This window comes from Herbaspirillum sp. Her3 (genome assembly GCF_057961275.1).
The window spans coordinates 1,237,776-1,256,530 of the sequence record NZ_CM176328.1 but is presented as its reverse complement, the minus strand read 5'-3'; the positions used below and the strand labels follow the sequence as shown (position 1 = coordinate 1,256,530).

Annotated in this window: 19 protein-coding genes; 3 read left to right on the top strand and 16 right to left on the bottom strand. The window is 63.0% G+C overall.

Annotated elements, in window-relative coordinates; translation table 11 throughout:
* Positions 1 to 139 precede the first annotated feature (139 nt).
* The 4 genes from ACVC5H_RS05720 to ACVC5H_RS05705 all read right to left on the bottom strand — a co-directional run bounded on the left by ACVC5H_RS05720 (position 140) and on the right by ACVC5H_RS05705 (position 5,877).
* Positions 140 to 2,320: a chemotaxis protein CheA gene (locus ACVC5H_RS05720; RefSeq protein WP_489621405.1), complete on the bottom strand. Its 2,181-nt coding sequence runs from the start codon at positions 2,318 to 2,320 to the stop codon at positions 140 to 142.
* A 10-nt stretch (positions 2,321 to 2,330) separates the two neighbouring features.
* Positions 2,331 to 4,556, bottom strand: a complete 2,226-nt coding sequence (locus tag ACVC5H_RS05715; protein ID WP_489621404.1) for a methyl-accepting chemotaxis protein — start codon at positions 4,554 to 4,556, stop codon at positions 2,331 to 2,333.
* 130 nt (positions 4,557 to 4,686) lie between these two features.
* Complete coding sequence (locus tag ACVC5H_RS05710) at positions 4,687 to 5,271, bottom strand: chemotaxis protein CheW (protein WP_489621403.1); 585 nt, start codon at positions 5,269 to 5,271, stop codon at positions 4,687 to 4,689.
* Positions 5,272 to 5,724: 453 nt separating this feature from the next.
* The gene (locus ACVC5H_RS05705; protein ID WP_006461975.1) at positions 5,725 to 5,877 is read right to left on the bottom strand and encodes a rubredoxin; all 153 of its coding nucleotides are present in this window, start codon (positions 5,875 to 5,877) and stop codon (positions 5,725 to 5,727) included.
* 98 nt (positions 5,878 to 5,975) lie between these two features.
* On the opposite strand from ACVC5H_RS05705, the gene thiD reads away from it, so the two are divergent.
* On the top strand, positions 5,976 to 6,824 hold the full coding sequence (gene thiD / locus ACVC5H_RS05700; RefSeq protein ID WP_489621402.1) for a bifunctional hydroxymethylpyrimidine kinase/phosphomethylpyrimidine kinase: 849 nt from the start codon (positions 5,976 to 5,978) through the stop codon (positions 6,822 to 6,824).
* 34 nt (positions 6,825 to 6,858) lie between these two features.
* Entirely contained in the window at positions 6,859 to 8,142 is a 1,284-nt protein-coding gene (hemL, locus tag ACVC5H_RS05695; RefSeq protein ID WP_489621401.1) for a glutamate-1-semialdehyde 2,1-aminomutase, read from the top strand.
* A gap of 164 nt (positions 8,143 to 8,306) precedes the next feature.
* Here the strand turns inward: hemL and erpA are convergent, their stop codons facing one another.
* The 6 genes from erpA to rplM all read right to left on the bottom strand — a co-directional run bounded on the left by erpA (position 8,307) and on the right by rplM (position 12,035).
* Positions 8,307 to 8,672, bottom strand: coding sequence for an iron-sulfur cluster insertion protein ErpA (gene erpA, locus ACVC5H_RS05690; RefSeq protein WP_008331898.1), 366 nt, complete (start codon positions 8,670 to 8,672; stop codon positions 8,307 to 8,309).
* Between the two features lie 74 nt (positions 8,673 to 8,746).
* A complete protein-coding gene (locus tag ACVC5H_RS05685; RefSeq protein WP_489621400.1) occupies positions 8,747 to 9,142 on the bottom strand; it encodes a bactofilin family protein in 396 nt (131 codons plus the stop codon).
* A gap of 9 nt (positions 9,143 to 9,151) precedes the next feature.
* Positions 9,152 to 9,865, bottom strand: a complete 714-nt coding sequence (locus tag ACVC5H_RS05680; RefSeq protein WP_489621399.1) for a DUF6776 family protein — start codon at positions 9,863 to 9,865, stop codon at positions 9,152 to 9,154.
* Between the two features lie 23 nt (positions 9,866 to 9,888).
* Positions 9,889 to 10,926 carry an N-acetyl-gamma-glutamyl-phosphate reductase gene (argC, locus tag ACVC5H_RS05675; protein ID WP_489621398.1) on the bottom strand — a complete coding sequence of 346 codons (1,038 nt, stop codon included), beginning with the start codon at positions 10,924 to 10,926 and terminating at the stop codon, positions 9,889 to 9,891.
* 278 nt (positions 10,927 to 11,204) lie between these two features.
* Positions 11,205 to 11,597: a 30S ribosomal protein S9 gene (rpsI, locus tag ACVC5H_RS05670; RefSeq protein WP_006461968.1), complete on the bottom strand. Its 393-nt coding sequence runs from the start codon at positions 11,595 to 11,597 to the stop codon at positions 11,205 to 11,207.
* A gap of 9 nt (positions 11,598 to 11,606) precedes the next feature.
* Positions 11,607 to 12,035, bottom strand: coding sequence for a 50S ribosomal protein L13 (gene rplM, locus ACVC5H_RS05665; RefSeq protein ID WP_013235788.1), 429 nt, complete (start codon positions 12,033 to 12,035; stop codon positions 11,607 to 11,609).
* A gap of 634 nt (positions 12,036 to 12,669) precedes the next feature.
* Between rplM and ACVC5H_RS05660 the strand changes: the two genes are divergently transcribed.
* Positions 12,670 to 13,128, top strand: a complete 459-nt coding sequence (locus ACVC5H_RS05660; RefSeq protein WP_489621397.1) for an OsmC family protein — start codon at positions 12,670 to 12,672, stop codon at positions 13,126 to 13,128.
* An 81-nt stretch (positions 13,129 to 13,209) separates the two neighbouring features.
* Here ACVC5H_RS05660 and coq7 read toward each other — a convergent pair whose 3' ends face one another.
* The 6 genes from coq7 to ACVC5H_RS05630 form a co-directional block, all read right to left on the bottom strand.
* Entirely contained in the window at positions 13,210 to 13,836 is a 627-nt protein-coding gene (coq7, locus tag ACVC5H_RS05655) for a 2-polyprenyl-3-methyl-6-methoxy-1,4-benzoquinone monooxygenase (RefSeq protein ID WP_489621396.1), read from the bottom strand.
* 96 nt (positions 13,837 to 13,932) lie between these two features.
* The gene (gene pyrC / locus ACVC5H_RS05650; RefSeq protein ID WP_489621395.1) at positions 13,933 to 14,967 is read right to left on the bottom strand and encodes a dihydroorotase; all 1,035 of its coding nucleotides are present in this window, start codon (positions 14,965 to 14,967) and stop codon (positions 13,933 to 13,935) included.
* Between the two features lie 226 nt (positions 14,968 to 15,193).
* Positions 15,194 to 15,922 carry an amino acid ABC transporter ATP-binding protein gene (locus tag ACVC5H_RS05645; RefSeq protein WP_008331909.1) on the bottom strand — a complete coding sequence of 243 codons (729 nt, stop codon included), beginning with the start codon at positions 15,920 to 15,922 and terminating at the stop codon, positions 15,194 to 15,196.
* An 85-nt stretch (positions 15,923 to 16,007) separates the two neighbouring features.
* The gene (locus ACVC5H_RS05640) at positions 16,008 to 16,703 is read right to left on the bottom strand and encodes an amino acid ABC transporter permease (protein ID WP_489621394.1); all 696 of its coding nucleotides are present in this window, start codon (positions 16,701 to 16,703) and stop codon (positions 16,008 to 16,010) included.
* A gap of 3 nt (positions 16,704 to 16,706) precedes the next feature.
* Positions 16,707 to 17,453 (bottom strand): amino acid ABC transporter permease, encoded by a 747-nt coding sequence (locus ACVC5H_RS05635; protein WP_489621393.1) that lies wholly within the window; start codon positions 17,451 to 17,453, stop codon positions 16,707 to 16,709.
* A gap of 186 nt (positions 17,454 to 17,639) precedes the next feature.
* Positions 17,640 to 18,587, bottom strand: a complete 948-nt coding sequence (locus ACVC5H_RS05630; protein ID WP_489621392.1) for an amino acid ABC transporter substrate-binding protein — start codon at positions 18,585 to 18,587, stop codon at positions 17,640 to 17,642.
* Positions 18,588 to 18,755: the final 168 nt, after the last annotated feature.

Below are 18,755 nucleotides of genomic sequence, written 5' to 3'. Positions count from 1 at the left end.
CCCAGCGTGGCGCGGCACCGCCTCTGCGGCATCAGGGCGGAAACGGCGATGCAGATGATGTTGCAGGCGCAGGCATCGATGCGAGAAACCGGCATGGGGCGACGCAACGCAGCAGGCGCCCTTGGTCCACCGAAGCCGGCTATTGTATGCCCGCGACAGTACCGCTGCCATCGACGCGGCGAGAACCGGCCAGCAGCAGCGGATTGATGATGAGCACGATCTGCCCGTCGCCCAGTACGGTAGCGCCGACCATCCCGGCCAGCGTGGCCACCTGTGGCCCGACCGGCTTGACCACCACCTCGCGGTTGCCGCTCACGTGGTCGGCCATGATGACCATCAGTTCGTCGCCATTCTTGATGAGCAAGGCGAAGGCCGAGCCTGCTTCGCTGCTGCCGGGCTGGTGTTGAGGCGTCGGCGCAGGCTCGTCCAGCAGGCTATGCAGCGGATGCAGCAGCAGTTGCCGTCCGCTGACCTCCAGCGCGCGCCGCGCGAGGGCATGGCGTGCCTGCTCGCTGCGCAGCTGGATCACGCTGTCGATGAGGGTGGAAGGAATGGCGTATTGCTGCTGCCCGTGATGCAGCAGGCAGACCTGCTGGACCGCCAGCGACAGCGGCAGATACAGCGTGAAGAGCACCCCATGCCCCTGGCGCGAATGCACCGTCATGCGTCCGCCCAGCGCGGCCACTTCGGCCCGTACCACATCCATGCCGATGCCGCGCCCGGCCAAGGCCGAGACCTGGGCCTGCGTGCTGAAGCCGGGTTCGAAGATCAGCTCGGCCAGGCGCGCCTCGCTCCACTGTGCCACGCCGTGCAGGCCGCGCTGCTCGGCCTTGCGGCGAATGGCGGCCAGGTCGAGGCCACGGCCATCGTCGCTGACGCGAATGACGGCTTCGTTGCCTTCATGGCCCGCCTGGATGCGCAATTGTCCGCAGGCCGGCTTGCCCGCCGCGCGGCGTACCGCCCCCTCTTCGATGCCGTGCACGGCGGCATTGCGCAGCAGGTGTTCGAGCGGGCCCATGAGGCGTTCCAGGATGGCGCGGTCGATCTGCAAGCGGCAGTCGGACAGGTCCAGTGCCAGCGGCTTGCCGGTTTCCGCTGCGACCTGGCGTGCCAGGTGTTGCATGCGCGGCTCCATGCTGTTGAACTTGACCATGCGCGCATGCATGAGCTCCTGCTGCAGCTCGCGCGTAGTACGACCTTGCAGGCGCAGGCCTTCGCGGGTTTTCACCACGCGCTGCAGCAGCCGCTTCTGGCGCGCTACGGCAGCCCCCAGAGCGGCTTCCATGGCCTTGGCCAGTTCCGTCAGGCCGGTGGTGGCTTCACCCTGGGAGGGTGTCGCGCTCTGCTCCCAACTGCGCTGCCAGCGCTGCAGCTGACCGGCCAGCGCGTCCAGTTCTTCACCCAGGACGCGGGCATCGCCCTGCAGGGCGCCGATCTCGTTGTCCAGCTGGGCACGGCTGATGGACACTTCACCTACCTGGTTCAGCAGCTTGTCCAGCACGGTGGTGCGGATGCGTACCAGCGGGGCGGTCAGGCGCCCTTCGCTTGCCGCCGCTGCAGGCGCTACGGCCGGCACGGCAGCGCTGGCCTGCAATGCCGCCATGCCCTGCTCCAGGGTGCTGAAGTGCTCCACCGCCTGGTCATACAGCGCCAGCAGCGCGGCCACGGTCTGCGGGGCGGCGCTGCCGGGGCTGGCCTCACCCAGGCGTTGCAGCGCCCCTTCCATGTCATGCAGGCAGCGGCTCAGGTGCAGCGCACCCACCATGCGGGCGCTGCCCTTGAGCGTATGCAGGGGGCGCGCCAGCTCGGCCAGCAGGCTGGCATCGGCCGCGCCGGGGTGCCCGCTGTCGGGCAGGACCAGCAAGGTTTCGCCGATGCCGGCGATGAGTTCCTGCGCTTCTTCCAGGAAGACCGGCAGCAGCACCGGATCGATCACTTCGGGCGGCTGCCGGGTGGCGGGCGTCAGCGGGGCTTCCAGCTGTGCCGTCAGCGTCTGGATACCGGCGTCGAGAAGATTGTGTGTGCGCGCCTGCGCGGCGGCATCGCTGCCCTGGCGCTGCACCGACTCCAGTAGCGCCGAGGCCGATGCGGCAAAAGCCGCGGCACCGCTGCTGCCGGCGTAATCGCGCAGCGCCGCCAGGGTGCGCAGGACCAGCCCCGGCAACCCTGGCGCGGCGCCCTCCTGATCGAGGCGGGCAGTCCAGGCCGCGCTTTGCTGGCGCACGATGGCCAGCAGCGGACGCAAGGTCTCGCGCAGGCGCTCGTCACCGCCAGCACTGATGGAGGGCTGGGCAGTAGCGAGTCCGGTGCCGGTCATCATGGCGACGCGCTCAGGAAACCTTGACCCGGAAGCGCGAGACCGAGCTTTCCAGCTGGCGTGCGGCATCCCACAATTCTTCATAGAGCGTGGCAACCTGCTCGCGGCTTTGCTCGATGATGTCGTTTTCGCTCAGAATGCCCTGGATCTGCTGGGCCACGCCATTGGCCGATACCGCCTGTTCGCGGGTGGAGACCGCCATGCCCTGGATCAGTTCGGCCAGGCGCTTGGAGACGCTGCGGATATCGGCCAGGGCGCTGCCGGCTGCATCCGAGAGCACGGCGCCATCGGTGACGCCGTTGGTGGATTTTTCCATGGCCACGACCACGTCGCGGGTATCGGCCTGGATCATGCGCACCAGCGCGCCGATTTCACGGGTGGCGGCACTGGAGCGCTCGGCCAGGTGCTGCACTTCCTCGGCCACCACCGAAAAACCGCGCCCGGCCTCGCCCGCCGAGGCGGCCTGGATGGCGGCGTTGAGCGCCAGCACGTTGGTGCGTTCGGTGATGTCGGAAATCAGTTCGGTGATCTCGCCGATCATCTGCGAGGACGCCCCCAGGCGCTTGATGCGTTCGGATGTTTCGCGGATCTGTTCGCCGATGCCATCCATGGCCTTGACCGCATCTTCCACCGCCCGTGCCCCGCGCTCGGCCACCACCACGGCGTGGCGGGCGACGTCGGCGGATTCATCGGCCGAGACCGAGATGCCGGTGATCTGGTTGGACATTTCCAGCATGGCCTGGGCGATGCGCTGGATACGCCGCGCCTGGGCCCGTGCGGCCGCGCCCAACTCGGTGGTGGTGCCACGCACCTGTTCGGAACTGAGCGCCACCTTGGCGGCCATCTGCGTGACCTGCTCCACCAGGGCACGCAGGGCTTCCACGGTGTAGTTGACGGAATCGGCGATGGCCCCGGTGACGTCATCGGAGACCGTGGTATGCACCGTCAGGTCGCCATCGGCTACGCGCTGCAGCTCGGTCATCAGGCGCAGCACGGCGGCCTGGGTCAGGTGATTGGCGCGCATGGCCTTTTCTTCTTCCTGCTGGGCCAGCTGGCGCTGCAGCTCGGCTTCCTGGCGCCGCACTTCGGCGGCGGCGGCATTGTTGCGGCTGCTCTGCAATTGCACCAGGGCGATGCCGATGGCGCTCAGCAGCGCCGTGGCCATGGCGCAAAGCACTGCCCAGAAGGTCCAGGAGCGCGCCTTCAGGGCGACCCGGTAGGCATCCTGCAGCTCGGTGAGATGACGCTTGAGGGTTTCGTTTTCCATGAACACCAGTTGCTCGGAACGCTTGGCGGCAATGAAATTCTGCAGGTTGCCCAGAATGCCGGCGATCTGCGGCTGATAGTCGCCGAAGATCCGCGTGAGCTCGCGCAGCTTGCTACGCAGGTCGGGGTCGGTGGCCGGCCGCAGGCGCAGCATCTCGTTGCCGTCCATGAGGCTCTTCAACAGATCGCCGAAAGCCGTGATGTCCTTGCCGAGCATGAAGGCGGTTTCCGCATTGACGCCATCGGAGGTGAGGAATTCATTGGAGCTGCGCCCCAGGCGCAAGGTCAGCATCACCAGCTGGCTGGCGGCGGCCATTTCGCGCGTGGTGGGGCGGCCTTGCGACTGCAGCATGGCGATCTGCTCGCTCAGGTCCAGCATCACCGGCAGCAGCTGGTTGAGCCGCTTCAGGGTGGCGCCGAAGCCGGTCAGCTCCTTTTCCATGCCGAGGATGGTCTCGGCGGCCAGGTCGGTGCGACGCCACAGGCGCGCCACGTTGTCCAGGGCCGGCTTGAGGGCGGGATCAGGCAAGCCGATGTTCTGCCCCTGGTAAGGTCCGCCGCTGCTGAGCAGCAGCAGGCCGCGATTGAATTCGAGGCGGCTCTGCGCCAGTTGCACGAAAGCCTGGGGATTGCCCTGGATGGCATTGGGCACGGCCTTGCCGATGCGCTGGGAATGCATCACCAGGTCGGAGGCCAGGTTGGTCTGCAAGGTCGCCAGCAAATACAGGCGCGCGCCCAGCCACATGAACAGACACAGCGCCGCCAGCGACAGCGCCAGTACGCCCAGCAGCACGCGGGTCTGGGTGCGCAGTGAATAACGGTGCAGCCAGGGCAGCTGCAGGCCGCCGCTCCGCCTGCCCGGCTTGACGAGATCGGCATCGGTCACGGCAGCGCTGCCAGTGCCGTTGCCGGTGCCAGGCAGGCGGGTGGCCGGGAGCTTCTTTTTCGACAAGTACGGCAAGGTCGGTTCCATGGCCGATGTTCCTGTTCCCTCTTGGCAGATCTCGCAGATCTTCTGGATTTTTCGGTTTTTTGCTTTGTTCGGGCCTCCGGCGTTACTGCGGTTCGCCGGTCGCCCCTGGCCATCGCTCCCGCAGCCGCCGTCAGCGGCCAATCTGCAGAAAACGGCTGTCCTGGCTCAGCAGCGACAGGTCCAGTTCGTCCCATTGCGCTTCGCCGCTGTCTTTATAACGCCCTACAACGCCTAGCAAGGGCATTTCCGCCTCGTAATTTTTCGATATTTGCGTCATTTCTGTTATGTCGCGCAATCCCAATACCCTTGACACCAGCAAGCCGCACTGCGGTGCCAGGCCGTGGGCCAGCAGCAGGACATGGCTGCTGCGCCCGATCTCTTGCGGCGGAGCGCCGGCCAGGCCGGTGAGGTCGGCCAGGCCGATCAGGTTGCCGCGGATGTTGAGCAGGCCGCGAAACCAGTCACGGGTCGCCGGTACGGGCGTAATGACCATGCCGGCCAGCGGCACGATCTCGCCAGCCTGGACCAGCGGGATCAGGCAGCAATGCTCGCCCATGGCCACCGCCAGGCGGCGCGAGCGCATGCTTTCATTATCGGAAGCGGCCATGCGCGCCAGCAGCGAGGCCTGGAACTGCTCCAGCCCTTCGCGCTGCGGCAAACCAGGGCTGCTGCGGGTGGGGGATGCATCGATGACGAAATCTTTGGTGTGTGGCATACCAGACTGATGAAACGGTTAAAAAGGGTCCTGCGGCCATGCGCTTGGGCGCAGGCGCGCCGTAACGGACCAGCGGCCCGATGGCGGGGCTGGACGCGACTGACAAGACCGTGTGGGGGGAGTGCCGTTCAGGGGCCGGGCGGACATCTGTGCATCCTGCGATCCGGTCGGGCGGGCAAAGCTGGTACTGGGCCGATTTTACCCAGAAAAGTTCAACGCTTTTTCACCCGGCAAAGGCATTGCACCAGCGGGCAGAAGAAAATGATGGGAAAACGAGACGAAACGCGTGATAAACCGAGAGTTTGATGTACATCAAACCTCGTGATGCGGGAAAACAGAAGGTTCAGCAGCGGCTCCCTGCAAGGAGGAGACGCGGCCCGCGAGCCGCCAGGAACCTGGCGGCGGGACGCGATGCCGAAGCCGTCGGCGGCGGGCGTGGCGATCAGGAAGCGATCAGATGGCGACCATCTCGAAATCTTCCTTGCGGGCGCCGCATTCCGGGCAGGTCCAGTTGATGGGCACGTCGTCCCAGCGGGTGCCGGGGGCGATGCCTTCTTCGGGCAGGCCTGCTTCTTCGTCGTAGATCCAACCACAGATCAGGCACATCCAGGTTTTGAATTCGGTTTGGCTGCTATTCGTCACGGCTGACTATCCCTAAAATCAATCAAGTAAAATGCTAAGTCAGCTATCTTAATCTACTCGACGTGCAAAACCAAACTCCTCCCCTCATCCTCAGCTTCGGCGCCGCCGATCCGGTCGGCGCCACGGGCGTGCAGGCCGATCTCGCCACTTTCGCCGCCATGGGCTGCCACGGTTTGTCGGTGGTGACTGCCTTGCTCATCGGCGACACCGCCCGCGTCGAAGACGTCCAGGTGGTCGACGTGGACTGGGTTGCCGACCAGGCCCGCGTCATTCTCGAAGACATGGCAGTGGCCGCCTTCAAGGTCGGCGCCCTGGGCAGCATCGAAAACATCTCGGTGATTGCCGAAATCGTCTCCGACTATCCCGACGTGCCGCTGATCCTGGACCCGTTCATCAGCGCCCTGGCCAACCAGGAGGACGAGGATGACCGCCTCATCGCCATCCGCGAACTGCTGATCCCGCAGGCGACCGTGCTGATCTGCTCGGCCGGCGAACTCACGCGCCTGGCCGAGACCTGGCGCGAGCCGGTGGTGGGCGACACGCTCATGCTGGACGCCATGCGCATCATCGAGATGGGCTGCGAATACCTGCTGGTGACCAATACCCAGACCGATCTGCAGGAAGTGGCCAATTCGCTCTTCGATGAATCCGGCCTGGTGCGCCAGGATGCCTGGCCGCGCCTGCCCGGCTCCTTCGTGGGCGCCGGCAGCACGCTCTCGGGCGCCCTGGCAGCGATGCTGGCCAATGACCTGGAAGTACCGCTGGCGGCCTCCGAGGCGCAGGAATTCACGCTGGCCGCGCTGGCCAATGCGCAGCGCGTGGGCATGGGCAAGCTGCTGCCCGACCGCTATTTCTGGGCGCGCGAATCCGAGGATCCCGCCGATCTGGACGCACCGCCCTCCCTCAACTGATCCACTGGATCAGCACACATTGCTTAGTACACACATGACCAAGACCAATGCCTCACTCTTCGCCCGCGCCCAGCAAAGCACGCCGGGCGGCGTCAATTCCCCGGTGCGCGCCTTCCGCTCGGTAGGCGGCACCCCGCGCTTCATCGAACGTGCCGAAGGTCCCTGGTTCTGGGATGCCGAAGGCAAGCGCTACATTGACTACATCGGCTCCTGGGGCCCGGCCATCGTCGGCCATGCCCATCCGGAAGTGGTCAAGGCGGTCCAGCAGGCAGCCGCACGCGGCCTGTCCTTCGGTGCGCCGACCGAGGCCGAGATCGAGATGGCCGAGGAAATCATCAAGCTGGTGCCTTCCATCGAGCAGATCCGCCTGGTCTCGTCCGGCACCGAAGCCACCATGAGCGCACTGCGCCTGGCCCGTGGCGCTACCGGCCGCGACAAGATCATCAAGTTCGAGGGCTGCTACCATGGCCACGCCGATTCGCTGCTGGTGAAGGCGGGCAGCGGCTTGCTGACCTTCGGCAATCCGACCTCGGCCGGGGTGCCGGAAGATTTCGCCAAACACACGCTGGTGCTGGACTACAACAATGCCCAGCAGCTGGAAGAAGCCTTCAAGACCGCCGGCAACGAGATCGCCTGCGTGATCGTGGAACCGGTCGCCGGCAACATGAACCTGGTGCGTGCATCCGACGAATTCCTGCGCACCATGCGCCGCCTGTGTACCGAATACGGCGCCATCCTGATCTTCGACGAAGTGATGTCGGGCTTCCGCGTGGCCCGTGGCGGCGCCCAGGAACTGAACGGCATCGTCCCCGACCTGACGGCGCTGGGCAAGGTGATCGGCGGCGGCCTGCCGGTGGCCGCCTTCGGTGGCCGCGCCGAGGTGATGAAGCATCTGGCACCGCTGGGCGGGGTCTACCAGGCTGGCACGCTCTCCGGCAATCCGGTGACGGTCGCGGCCGGCATGGCGACCCTGAAGATCATCCAGCAACCCGAGTTCTACGCCAACCTGACCGCCCAAACCCGCAAGCTGGCCGATGGCCTCAGCGCTGCGGCCAGGGCGGCTGGCGTGACCTTCGCCGCCGATGCCATTGGCGGCATGTTCGGGCTGTATTTCGATGCCAGGGTGCCCACCAGCTATGCCGAGGTGATGCAGGGCGACAAGGAGCGCTTCAATCGCTTCTTCCACAAGATGCTGGAGGCGGGCGTGTACTTTGCGCCTTCCGCCTTCGAGGCAGGCTTCGTGTCGGCCCAGCACAGCGACGCCATCATCGAGGAAACCATCGCTGCAGCGGCCAAAGCCTTCACCGAATTGGGATGAGGCGGGAAAGGGCTTTTCCGGCCTCTGCGAGCAGGCGCCGGAAATGCCCGCCGGACGGTGGGTCCAGGCCGATATGAAGATTCAGGACATGAAAAAAGGACGCCTCGGCGTCCTTTTTCTTCATCTCCCCGCAAACCGGGATGGTGCGGGGAGTCTGGCAGCGCTTACACCGAGAACGAGGAGCCGCAACCGCAAGTGGTCGTGGCGTTCGGGTTCTTGATGACGAATTGCGCGCCTTCCAGGTCGTCCTTGTAGTCGATCTCGGCGCCCACCAGGTACTGGTAGCTCATCGAGTCGATCAACAGCTGGACGCCGTTCTTGCTCATGGTGGTGTCGTCTTCGTTGACGATTTCATCGAAGGTGAAACCGTACTGGAAACCCGAGCAACCACCGCCTTGCACGAAGACGCGCAGTTTCAGGTCGGGATTGCCTTCTTCCTCGATCAACTGGGCCACCTTGGCGGCGGCGCTGTCGCTGAAGTTGATCGGGGCGGGCATGTCGGTTTGTTGCAGTTCGGCTACGGCATTCATATTGGGCTCCTGCTGGGCTTTGAGGCGGATCAATACATTAGATCGATAAAGCCATTATAAGCGCTTGCAGATTTTCATGCTTCCGACGAAGCAGCCAGCTTCAGCATTGGCGTTTCCGTCTGCTGGTCATGGCTGAGCTTGCCTGACACCAGGGCACCACCATGCATCTCCAGCGCCTTGTAAAAGACGTTGCCGGTAATGCGAGCCTTGGGTTGCAGTTCCAGCAACTCGGTGGAATGGACGTCGCCGATGATCTCGCCATTGACGATCAAATGCGCGGCGCGCACCTCGCCGACCACCTTGGCATGCTCGGAGATGACCAGCACGCTGGGCTGGCCGCTCTCGGCATTGATGTTGCCATTGATGGCGCCATCGATGCGCAGGCCGCCCTTGAAACCGACGTCACCCGTGATGCTGGTGGACATGCCGATCAGGCTGTCGATCGTGCTTTTGGTTTTGCGTGTAAACATGGAATCACCTCACAGATCTACCGACTGCTGGGCTCGCACCTGGCCGCGGTCGAGAACACGGACGGCCACCGACTTGACGGTGGCGCCCTCGGGAATGGTCAGCAAGCCTTCGACACGCTGGTAGTACTTGAATGCGAGCCGGTAGCGCGCCTGGTCGGCGGTATTGCCTTCAGGGAAGTTGATGGTAACACCTTTGCCGCCCTGCACCAAATTGACACTAAGCTGTAGGTTTCCTGCAAACTGTTGCGTTCCCCCACCACCTTGCATCACCAGCACGCGATAGCGCAGCTGGTTGGGCGCGGCCTGTTCGGCCTTGAAGCGCTGGATGGTGATGCCGGGCGCGCCCAGGTTGGTTGGCAGGAGACTGTCGAAGAAGGCCAGGTCTTCCTTCTGGCGGTTGTTTTCCGCCTCCAGGTTCTTGACCTGGGTCGCCAGCGTGGCCTGGGCCGTCTGGGCGATCTTCAGTTCATTTTGCGACGCGTTGGAGGCAGATTGCAAGCGCTCATTTTCTGCCGTCAGCTTCTTGACCTGCTCGCTCAACTGCTCGATCTGCTCGCTGGCATCGCCTGCGTCGCCGTGCAGGCCCGGCAGGTTGTTGCGGCCGAGCTGGTAGGTCCAGACCGCCGCCGCAGCGCCCACCGCCACCACCACAGCCCACAGCAAGATCATCAGCGGCCACGGCAGGTGGCGCTTGATGGTCATCTTCGGCGCAGAAATGCTCATGCGCCGACGCCATAAGCGGTACTTCACGGCAGGACCGGGACCTGTTGCAGGCCGGTGGTTTCTTCCAGACCGAACATCAGGTTCATGCACTGCACGGCCTGGCCGGAAGCGCCCTTGACCAGGTTGTCCTGGACCACCAGCACCACCACGGTGTCGCCATTGTCCGGACGATGCACGGCCAGGCGCAGCATGTTGGAGGCGCGCGTGGTGCGGGTCTCGGGATGCGAACCGAAGGGCAGCACGTCGACGAAGGGTTCATCCTTGTAAGCCTCTTCGAACAGGGCTTGCAGGGCGGCGTTGTCGATCTCTTTGGTCAGGCGCGCGTACAGGGTGGAGTGCATGCCGCGGATCATCGGCACCAGGTGCGGCGTGAACAGCAGGCCCACCTTGTCGCTGGTCAGGTGCGACAGGCGCTCGATGGTTTCGGGCGAGTGACGGTGGCCGGACACGCCATAGGCCTTGAAATTGTCGGATGCTTCCGAGAACAGCAGGCTCAGCTCAGCCTTGCGGCCGGCGCCGGAGACGCCGGATTTGCAGTCGGCGATCAGGTGCGAGGCATCGATCACGCCAGCCTTCAAGAGCGGCGCAAAACCCAGCTGCATGGTAGTCGGATAGCAGCCCGGATTGCCCACCACACGCGCCTTGCGGATGGCTTCGCGGTTCAGTTCGGGCAGGCCATAGGCGGCTTCCTTCAACAGCTCGGTGCAACTGTGCGGCAGCTTGTACCACTTCTCGAAGGCGGCCACGTCCTGCATGCGGAAGTCCGCAGCCAGGTCGATCACCTTCACGCCGGCCGCCACCAGTTCCGGGGCCTGGGCCATGGCCACGCCGTGCGGGGTGGCAAAGAAGACCACATCACAGTCGGTCAGGCGGGCCTTGTCGGGCGAGGAGAATGCCACGTCCACGCGGCCACGCAGGGACGGATACATCTCGGCCACGGGCATGCCGTCTTCCTTGCGCGAGGTCACGGCTTCCACCCGGGCTTGCGGATGGGTGGCGAAAATACGCAGCAATTCGACGCCGGTATAACCGGTTCCGCCAACGATACCTACCTTGATCATGTCTGGTCCTTGCGAAAAAAGGCGAACAAAAAACGCCGTGGCGAACGAGCGCCGGACGTGCGTGCATCACACGCAGGAAAGCGGTCAATTTTAGCAGGAGAATATTTCCCCTCGATTTCCGCTTGGGAAGTTATTCCGTAAATAACAGAAATTATCGTCACACTACGAGACGATGTGCAAGCACCGCTGAGCGCCCTGTCGACCCAACCAGGCAGAGCGACAAAAAGCAAAAAGCCGCCGGCACAAGGGCCGACGGCTTTCCGTAATGCAAGAAACGATTAACGCTTCGAGAATTGCTTTGCGCGACGTGCCTTGCGCAGACCAACCTTCTTACGTTCGACTTCACGCGCGTCACGGGTGACGAAGCCTGCGTTGGACAGAGCCGACTTCAGGCCGGCATCGTAGTCGATCAGGGCGCGGGTGATGCCGTGGCGAACAGCGCCGGCCTGGCCGGATTCGCCGCCACCGTGGACGTTCACCTTGATGTCGAAACGCTCGACGTTGCCGGTCAGTTCCAGCGGCTGACGGATCACCATCAGGCCGGTTTCACGGGAGAAGTATTCAGCGGCGGGCTTGCCATTGACGATGATGTTGCCCGAACCTGCCTTGATGAAAACACGCGCCACTGCACTCTTGCGACGGCCGGTTCCGTAATTGTAGTTACCGATCATGTCTGTTCCTTAGAGGGCGAGGGGTTTCGGTTGCTGCGCGGCGTGCGGATGGTTGCCATCTGCATACACCTTCAGCTTCTTGATCATGGCGTAGCCCAGCGGACCCTTGGGCAGCATGCCCTTGACGGCCTTCTCCAGCGCACGGCCGGGGAAACGCTGTTGCATCTTCAGGAAGTTGGTTTCGTAGATGCCGCCCGGATAACCGCTGTGGCGGAAATAGGTCTTTTCAGTGGCCTTGGTGCCGGTCACGCGCAGCTTGCCTGCGTTGACGACGACGATGAAGTCACCGGTATCGACGTGCGGAGTGAATTCGGGTTTGTGCTTGCCGCGCAGTCGGAGTGCCACTTCGCTGGCAACACGTCCGAGGACCAAGTCCGTCGCGTCAATCACGAACCACTCGCGCTGAACCTCATGGGCTTTAGCGGAAAAGGTCTTCATGTTTGACTTTCTCTATCAGTATATAAACGCTCAATGTGGCGGTTCCGCTCATGCGGGGCAGCCTGTGTTGCCGGCTGTCCTGGGTACTTCGCTTCGCGGACTCATCCTTTTATCTTCCCGAGCGCATGGGAAAGCCGGCAAGTATAGCCTTTTCAAGGACTTAGCGTCAAAAGGTTTCGAGGGATTGTGGCGCCGATCCGGCATTGTCCCGGCGCCTTATCGACAGAAAGCGGCATTTCGTTGACGCCAGCACAACTTTGCGCCGCGCTTCAGCGGAAAAAGGACAAAAAAAACCCCGGACGCTCAGGTTCCGGGTTTAATCCACACCAATGAGGAGGGTGGAGGAGACATCGTTACGTGCTGCAAAAACTTCCGTTGAATTGAATATAGCAAAGGGGTTTGTGCGACGCAATAACGCGAGGCGAATAAATTTGTAACAGTCTGAAAGTGGCGTCACTGCTGGGTTACAACTAGTTAAAAGGGCTGCAAGAATGCGAAGCATGAATAATCATTCGACAATTTTTCTGCAACGCAAAAATCACTGAGCTTCGCATCGCCCGCCCTGCCGCGGCTGCAGCGGCGCCCATCCAAAGCTACAATACGGGGCTTCATGGAACCGATTGGGACGATACAGATGGAATGCACAGTACGTTGGACCGGCTTGTCCGGCATGACCTTCACGGCGGAAACCGGTTCGGGCCACCTGCTGACGATGGATGGTGCGCCCGATGGCGGCGGCCGCAACCTGGCGCCGCGTCCGATGGAAGTGGTGCTGGCCGGCACCGGCGGCTGCACCGCCTATGACGTGGTGGTGATCCTGCGCAAGAGCGGCCAGGACGTGCGCGGCTGCGACGTGACCCTGAAGTCCGAACGCGCCGAGACCGATCCCAAGGTCTTCACCAAGATTCATTTCCACTTCACCGTGCGTGGCCGCAACCTGAAGACCAATGTGGTCGAACGCGCCATCAAGCTGTCCCACGACAAGTACTGCTCGGCCTCGATCATGCTGGAGAAGACTGCCGAGATGACGCACTCCTTCGAGATCATCGACGACCTCACCGATACGTCCTCGGCCGCCGCCCAGCAGCAATAAGCGCGGAAAACGGAAGCAGCCAAAGAAAAAAGCGGCCGAGGCCGCTTTTTTCATGTCCGCCACGCCTGCGGCGATCCGATATCAGATCCTGTAAGCCACCGTGGTCATGACCTTGGCCATGGCCTTCATCATCCCGCGCACCGGGGCCGGCACTTCGGCCGCACCCAGGTCGCGCGCGGCCTGGCCGTGTTCGATTTCATCCAGGCGCATCTGGTCGACGATGGCGCGCGAGCGGTTGTCCTGGGCCGGCAGCTTGTCCAGATGGCCCAGCAGGTGATGCTCGACCTGGCGCTCGGTCTCGGAGACGAAGCCCAGGTTGCGCGCATCCCCCAGGCGTGCGGCGATGCTGCCCAGCACGTAGGCGCCGCCGTACCACAGCGGATTGAGCAGGCTGGTGTGCGAACCCAGCTCGCGCAGGCGTTCGGCAGTCCAGGCCAGGTGATCCTCTTCCTCGATGCCGGCGCGCCGGAAGGCTTCCTTGATGTCCTCGGTCTGGGCGAAGCGTCCCTGGGCATCGTAGAGCGCCTGGGCACAGACTTCACCGACATTGTTGACCCGCATCAGCCCGGCCGCGTGACGCTTCTCGGCCTCGCTCATGATCCCGTCCGGCAAGCCGCGCCCCGGATTGGGACGGCTCTCGAAAACCACGCCGCTGATCACGCGCAGTGCCTTGTCGAAATCGGTAATCAGTTCATCGACGAATTGCATACAGCTCGCCTTTCTCTCGTTGTGATGGATATCCCGGCCATCCTCACTGGCAGAACGGCCCGGGAACGAAGGAACACGGCGGATCCGTGAATCGGATCAGACCATCTTCCAGTGGATCTGTTCGCCTGCCGACAGCGGCACCACGGTGGCCTCGCCCATGGGCAGCTCGGCCGGGATGGCCCAGGTTTCGCGCTTCAGGGTGACGGCGCCGGTGTTGCGCGGCAGATCGTAGAAGTCCGGACCGTTGAAGCTGGCGAAGGCTTCGAACTTGTCCAGTGCGCCCGCGCTGTCGAAGGCCTGGGCATACAACTCCAGCGCATGCAGCGCGGTGTAGCAGCCGGCGCAGCCACAGGCGTGTTCCTTGGCGCCCTTGGCGTGCGGGGCCGAATCGGTGCCGAGGAAGAACTTGTTGCTGCCCGAAGTGGCGGCCGCCACCAGCGCCTTGCGGTGAGTCTCGCGCTTCAGGACAGGCAGGCAGTAGTAGTGCGGGCGGATGCCGCCCTTGAAGATCTCGTTGCGGTTGAACAGCAGATGATGCGCGGTAATGGTCGCTGCCGTCGGGCCTTCGCCGGCCAGCACGTAGTCAGCCGCTTCCTTGGTGGTGATGTGCTCGAAGACCACCTTCAGTTCCGGCATGGCCTGGCGCAGCGGCTTCATGATGCGCTCGATGAAGACGGCTTCGCGGTCGAACAGGTCGATCTCGGGATCGGTGACTTCACCGTGGACCAGGAAGGGCATGCCCACTTCCTGCAGCACTTCCAGGGTCTTGTAGCACTTGGAGAGATCGGTCACGCCGGCATCCGAATTGGTGGTGGCACCGGCCGGATAAAGTTTGACGGCCTTGACGAAGCCGCTTTCCTTGGCGCGGCGGATTTCCTCGGGCGGGGTGTTGTCGGTCAGGTAGAGCACCATCAGCGGCTCGAAGCTCATGCCTGCCGGCAGCGCGGCCAGGATGCGTTCGCGATACGCACCGGCTTGGGCGGTGGTGGTCACCGGCGGCTTCAGGTTGGGCATGACGATGGCGCGGGCAAACTGGCGTGCGGTATGCGGCAGCACGTCCTGCATGGTGGCGCCGTCGCGCAGGTGCAGGTGCCAGTCGTCCGGGCGGGTGATGGTCAATACGTTGCTCATTGCGATGCTCTTTCGGTCTTGGAGTGGGGGTCAGTCTCAGTGTCTGGCGAGGCATCCCGGCGGATGCGGGCTGTGGAGAGCCAGCCGCGATGTCTTCAAGGGCGACATTCTACCGTAGCCGTCAAGCACCCCGGAGCGTGCGCCCTGCCGCCCTTTTGATGTAGCCCAAACGAGAAGGGCCGCCCCGTTGCCGGAGCGGCCCTTGCATTGACACTGGCTGCGGCGATCAGTGAGTGATGATCTTGGCCAGGAAATCGCGTGCGCGTTCCGAACGCGGCGAAGCGAAGAACTCGTCCTTGGCGCAATCTTCCACCACCAGGCCCTTGTCCATGAAGACCACGCGGTTGGCGACCTTGCGGGCAAAGCCCATTTCGTGGGTCACGACCATCATGGTCATGCCTTCCTGGGCCAGGCCGACCATGACGTCCAGCACTTCATTGATCATTTCCGGGTCCAGCGCCGAGGTCGGTTCGTCGAACAGCATGGCGATGGGATCCATCGACAGCGCGCGGGCAATGGCCACACGCTGCTGCTGGCCGCCGGAGAGCTGGCCGGGGAACTTGTCCTTGTGCGCCAAGAGGCCAACGCGATCGAGGTACTTCAGGCCCTTTTCGGTGGCCTCTTCCTTGGAACGGCCCAGCACCTTGATCTGGCCGATCGTCAGGTTCTCGCGGATGGAGAGGTGCGGGAACAGTTCGAAGTTCTGGAACACCATGCCGATGCGCGCACGCAGCTTGGACAGGTTGGTCTTGGGGTCGCCCACCGAGACGCCATCGACGGTGATGGTGCCTTTCTGGAACGGCTCCAGGCCGTTGACGGTCTTGATCAGCGTGGACTTGCCGGAACCGGACGGGCCGCACACCACCACCACGTCGCCCTTCTTGACGGAGGTCGAGCAGTCGGTCAGGACCTGGAAGCTGCCGTACCACTTGCTGACGTTGTTGAGTTCAATCATTTGGATTCTCCTGGATTTCTGAATTCTGGATTCACTGGCCGCCAGCGTGGCGCTACAAAGCGCGCGCGGCGGCCGTCAAAGACATTTAGCGGATGATGGCAATCTTCTTCTGGAAGCGCTTGACCAGGGTCGACAGGCCAAAGCTGAGCACGAAGTAGACCACGGCCACGAACAGGTACATTTCCACCAGGCGGCCGTCACGCTGGGCGATCTTGGACGCGCTGGTCACGAAGTCCGGCACCGAACCCAGCACGTAGACCAGCGACACGTCCTGGAACAGCACGATGGTCTGTGTCAGCAGGATCGGGGTCATGTTGCGGAAGGCCTGCGGCAGCACCACGTTGCCCATCATCTGCCAGTAGTTCATGCCGATGGCATAGCCGGCAAAGACCTGGCCACGCGGAATGGACTGGATGCCCGAACGCATGATCTCGCAGTAATACGCAGCTTCGAACAGGATGAAGGTAATCAGGGCCGATTCGAAGGCACCGACCTGGATAGGCTCGGAGGCGCCGATGATCCAGGCGCCGATGAAAGGCACCAGGAAGTAGAACCAGAAGATCACCAGCACCAGCGGAATGGAGCGGATCACGTTGACGTAGGTGGTGGCGATGAACGACAGCGGCTTGTTGGACGACAGGCGCATCATGGCCAGCAGCGTGCCCAGGATGATGCCGCCCAGCATGGCCGAGAAGGTCAGGATCAGCGTGAACTTCAGGCCGGTCGTGAAGAGATAGACCCAGGAACGCTGGATGACGTCGAAATCGAAATTGCTGAACATGGATCAATGCCCCCCTGCACTGGTGCCGCCGGTGATGTAGCCCGGAACGGCGGTGACTTTTTCCAGCACGCGTGCTGCCAGCAGCGCGATGACGGAAATGATCAGATAGATGATCGTGGCACCGGTCAGCGCCTCGAAGGTCTGGAAGGTGAATTCACGCATCGAGTAGGTCGCGGCAGTCAGCTCGACCAGGCCGATGGTCAGGGCCACCGAGCTGTTCTTGATGATGGCGGCGAACTCGTTGGTCAGTGCCGGGATGATGATGCGGAAGGCCATCGGTAAGAGCACATAGCGATAGGTCTGCACGGGAGTGAGACCCAGTGCGGCACCGGCCATGCGCTGGCCGCGCGGCAGCGCCTGGATGCCGGTCGTCACCTGCACGGCCACGCGGGAAGAGGTGAAGAAGCCCAGCGCCAGGGTTGCAGTCACGAAAGACGCATCCGGCAGGCTCTTGATCCAGTCGCCGATGGCGGCCGGCAGCAGTTCGGGCATCACGAAGTACCACAGGAACATCTGCACCAGCAACGGAATGTTGCGGAACAGTTCCACATAGCCGTTGGCAATGCGCACGACCCAGGGTTTGGTGGTGGTACGCAGGGTACCGAAGATGGTGCCCAGGATCAGTGCCATGATCCAGGCGCAGGCAGCCGTGGCCAGGGTCCATTTCAGGCCCGCCAGCAGCGTGTCGATGTAGGGGATGCCATCGGGAGACATCTCCCAGAAGATTCCCCAGTTCCAGTTGTAATGCATAAATGGCCTCGTCTGTTGTTCGAAGTCTGTGTTCTCGGGCGCGGTCACCAGGCAAATGCCGCGCCGCTTCTTGTCTGGTCAGCTCCGGCGCCACTGCCTTGCCAACAGGCAAGCGCAGCGGACCCGGCTAAACAAAACGGGGGACAGGCCCCCGTTTCATCCGATTGCACGAAGCAATACGCTGATTTACTTCTTCTTGCTCAGGCTCTTCTGCGCTTCCGGCACCACGGCATAGGCGGCCGGATCGTAGGAGTCGGTCGGCTTGGCCAGCACGGCTTGCAGCTGCGGGCTCATCGGCACGTTCAGGTTGACACCCTTGGGCGGGATCGGCGACTGGAACCACTTGGCGTAGATCTTCTTGATGTCGTCGCCCTTGTAGACCACGGTCAGCGCATCGTCCACGACCTTCTTGAACTCGGTATCACCCTTGGGCAGGATCAGGCCGTACGGCTCGACCGACAGGGCTTCTGCCGACACCTGGTAGTCGCCAGGCGCCTTGGAATTGGCCGCCAGCGAGGACAGCAGGATGTCATCCATCACGAAGGCGGCGGCACGGCCGGTTTCCACCATCAGGAAGGCTTCGGCGTGGTCCTTGGCAGCCAGGATGTTCATGCCCAGGTTGCGTTCGGCGTTCAGCGCAGTGATCTGCTTCAGGTTGGAGGTACCCGAGGTCGACACGACGGTCTTGCCCTTGAGGTCTTCCAGGGTCTTCAGGTTGGCCGACTTCTTGGACAGGAACTTGTTGGCGGTCACGAATTCGGTCACCGAGAAGGCCACCTGGTTCCAGCGTTCCTGGTTGTTGGTTGCGGAGTCGCAGGAAATGTCGGTGGTGCCGTTGGCGATCAGCGGAATGCGGGTGGCCGAGGTCACGGGCACCATCTTGATGTTCAGCGAGGTCAGGCCCAGCTTCTTCTGGATCGCGGTCGCGGCCTTGAGGCACAGGTCGATCGAGTAGCCCTGGTAGGACTGCTTGTCATCCAGGTAGGAGAACGGAATCGACGAATCGCGCACGCCCAGCGTCAGGGTGCCGGATTCCTTGATCTTCTTCAGACGGCCGGTGAATTCCTCAGCATGCACCGAGCTCATCAGTACGCTTGCCCCAACCAACACCCCTGCTAGCTTCAATAACTTCATTGTGTGACCTCCTGGAAAAATTTTTTACGTAACGGTTCAAATGGCCTGATGCCGGACCCGCTTGCGCGAAACCCTGCACCGGGCTGGCCGGCCGTATTGACGAGCCTGTTATTGTTCTCTGCCGTGTTGCCTATTCTGTGTGCTAACACAGTTCTTTGCCAGCATTGT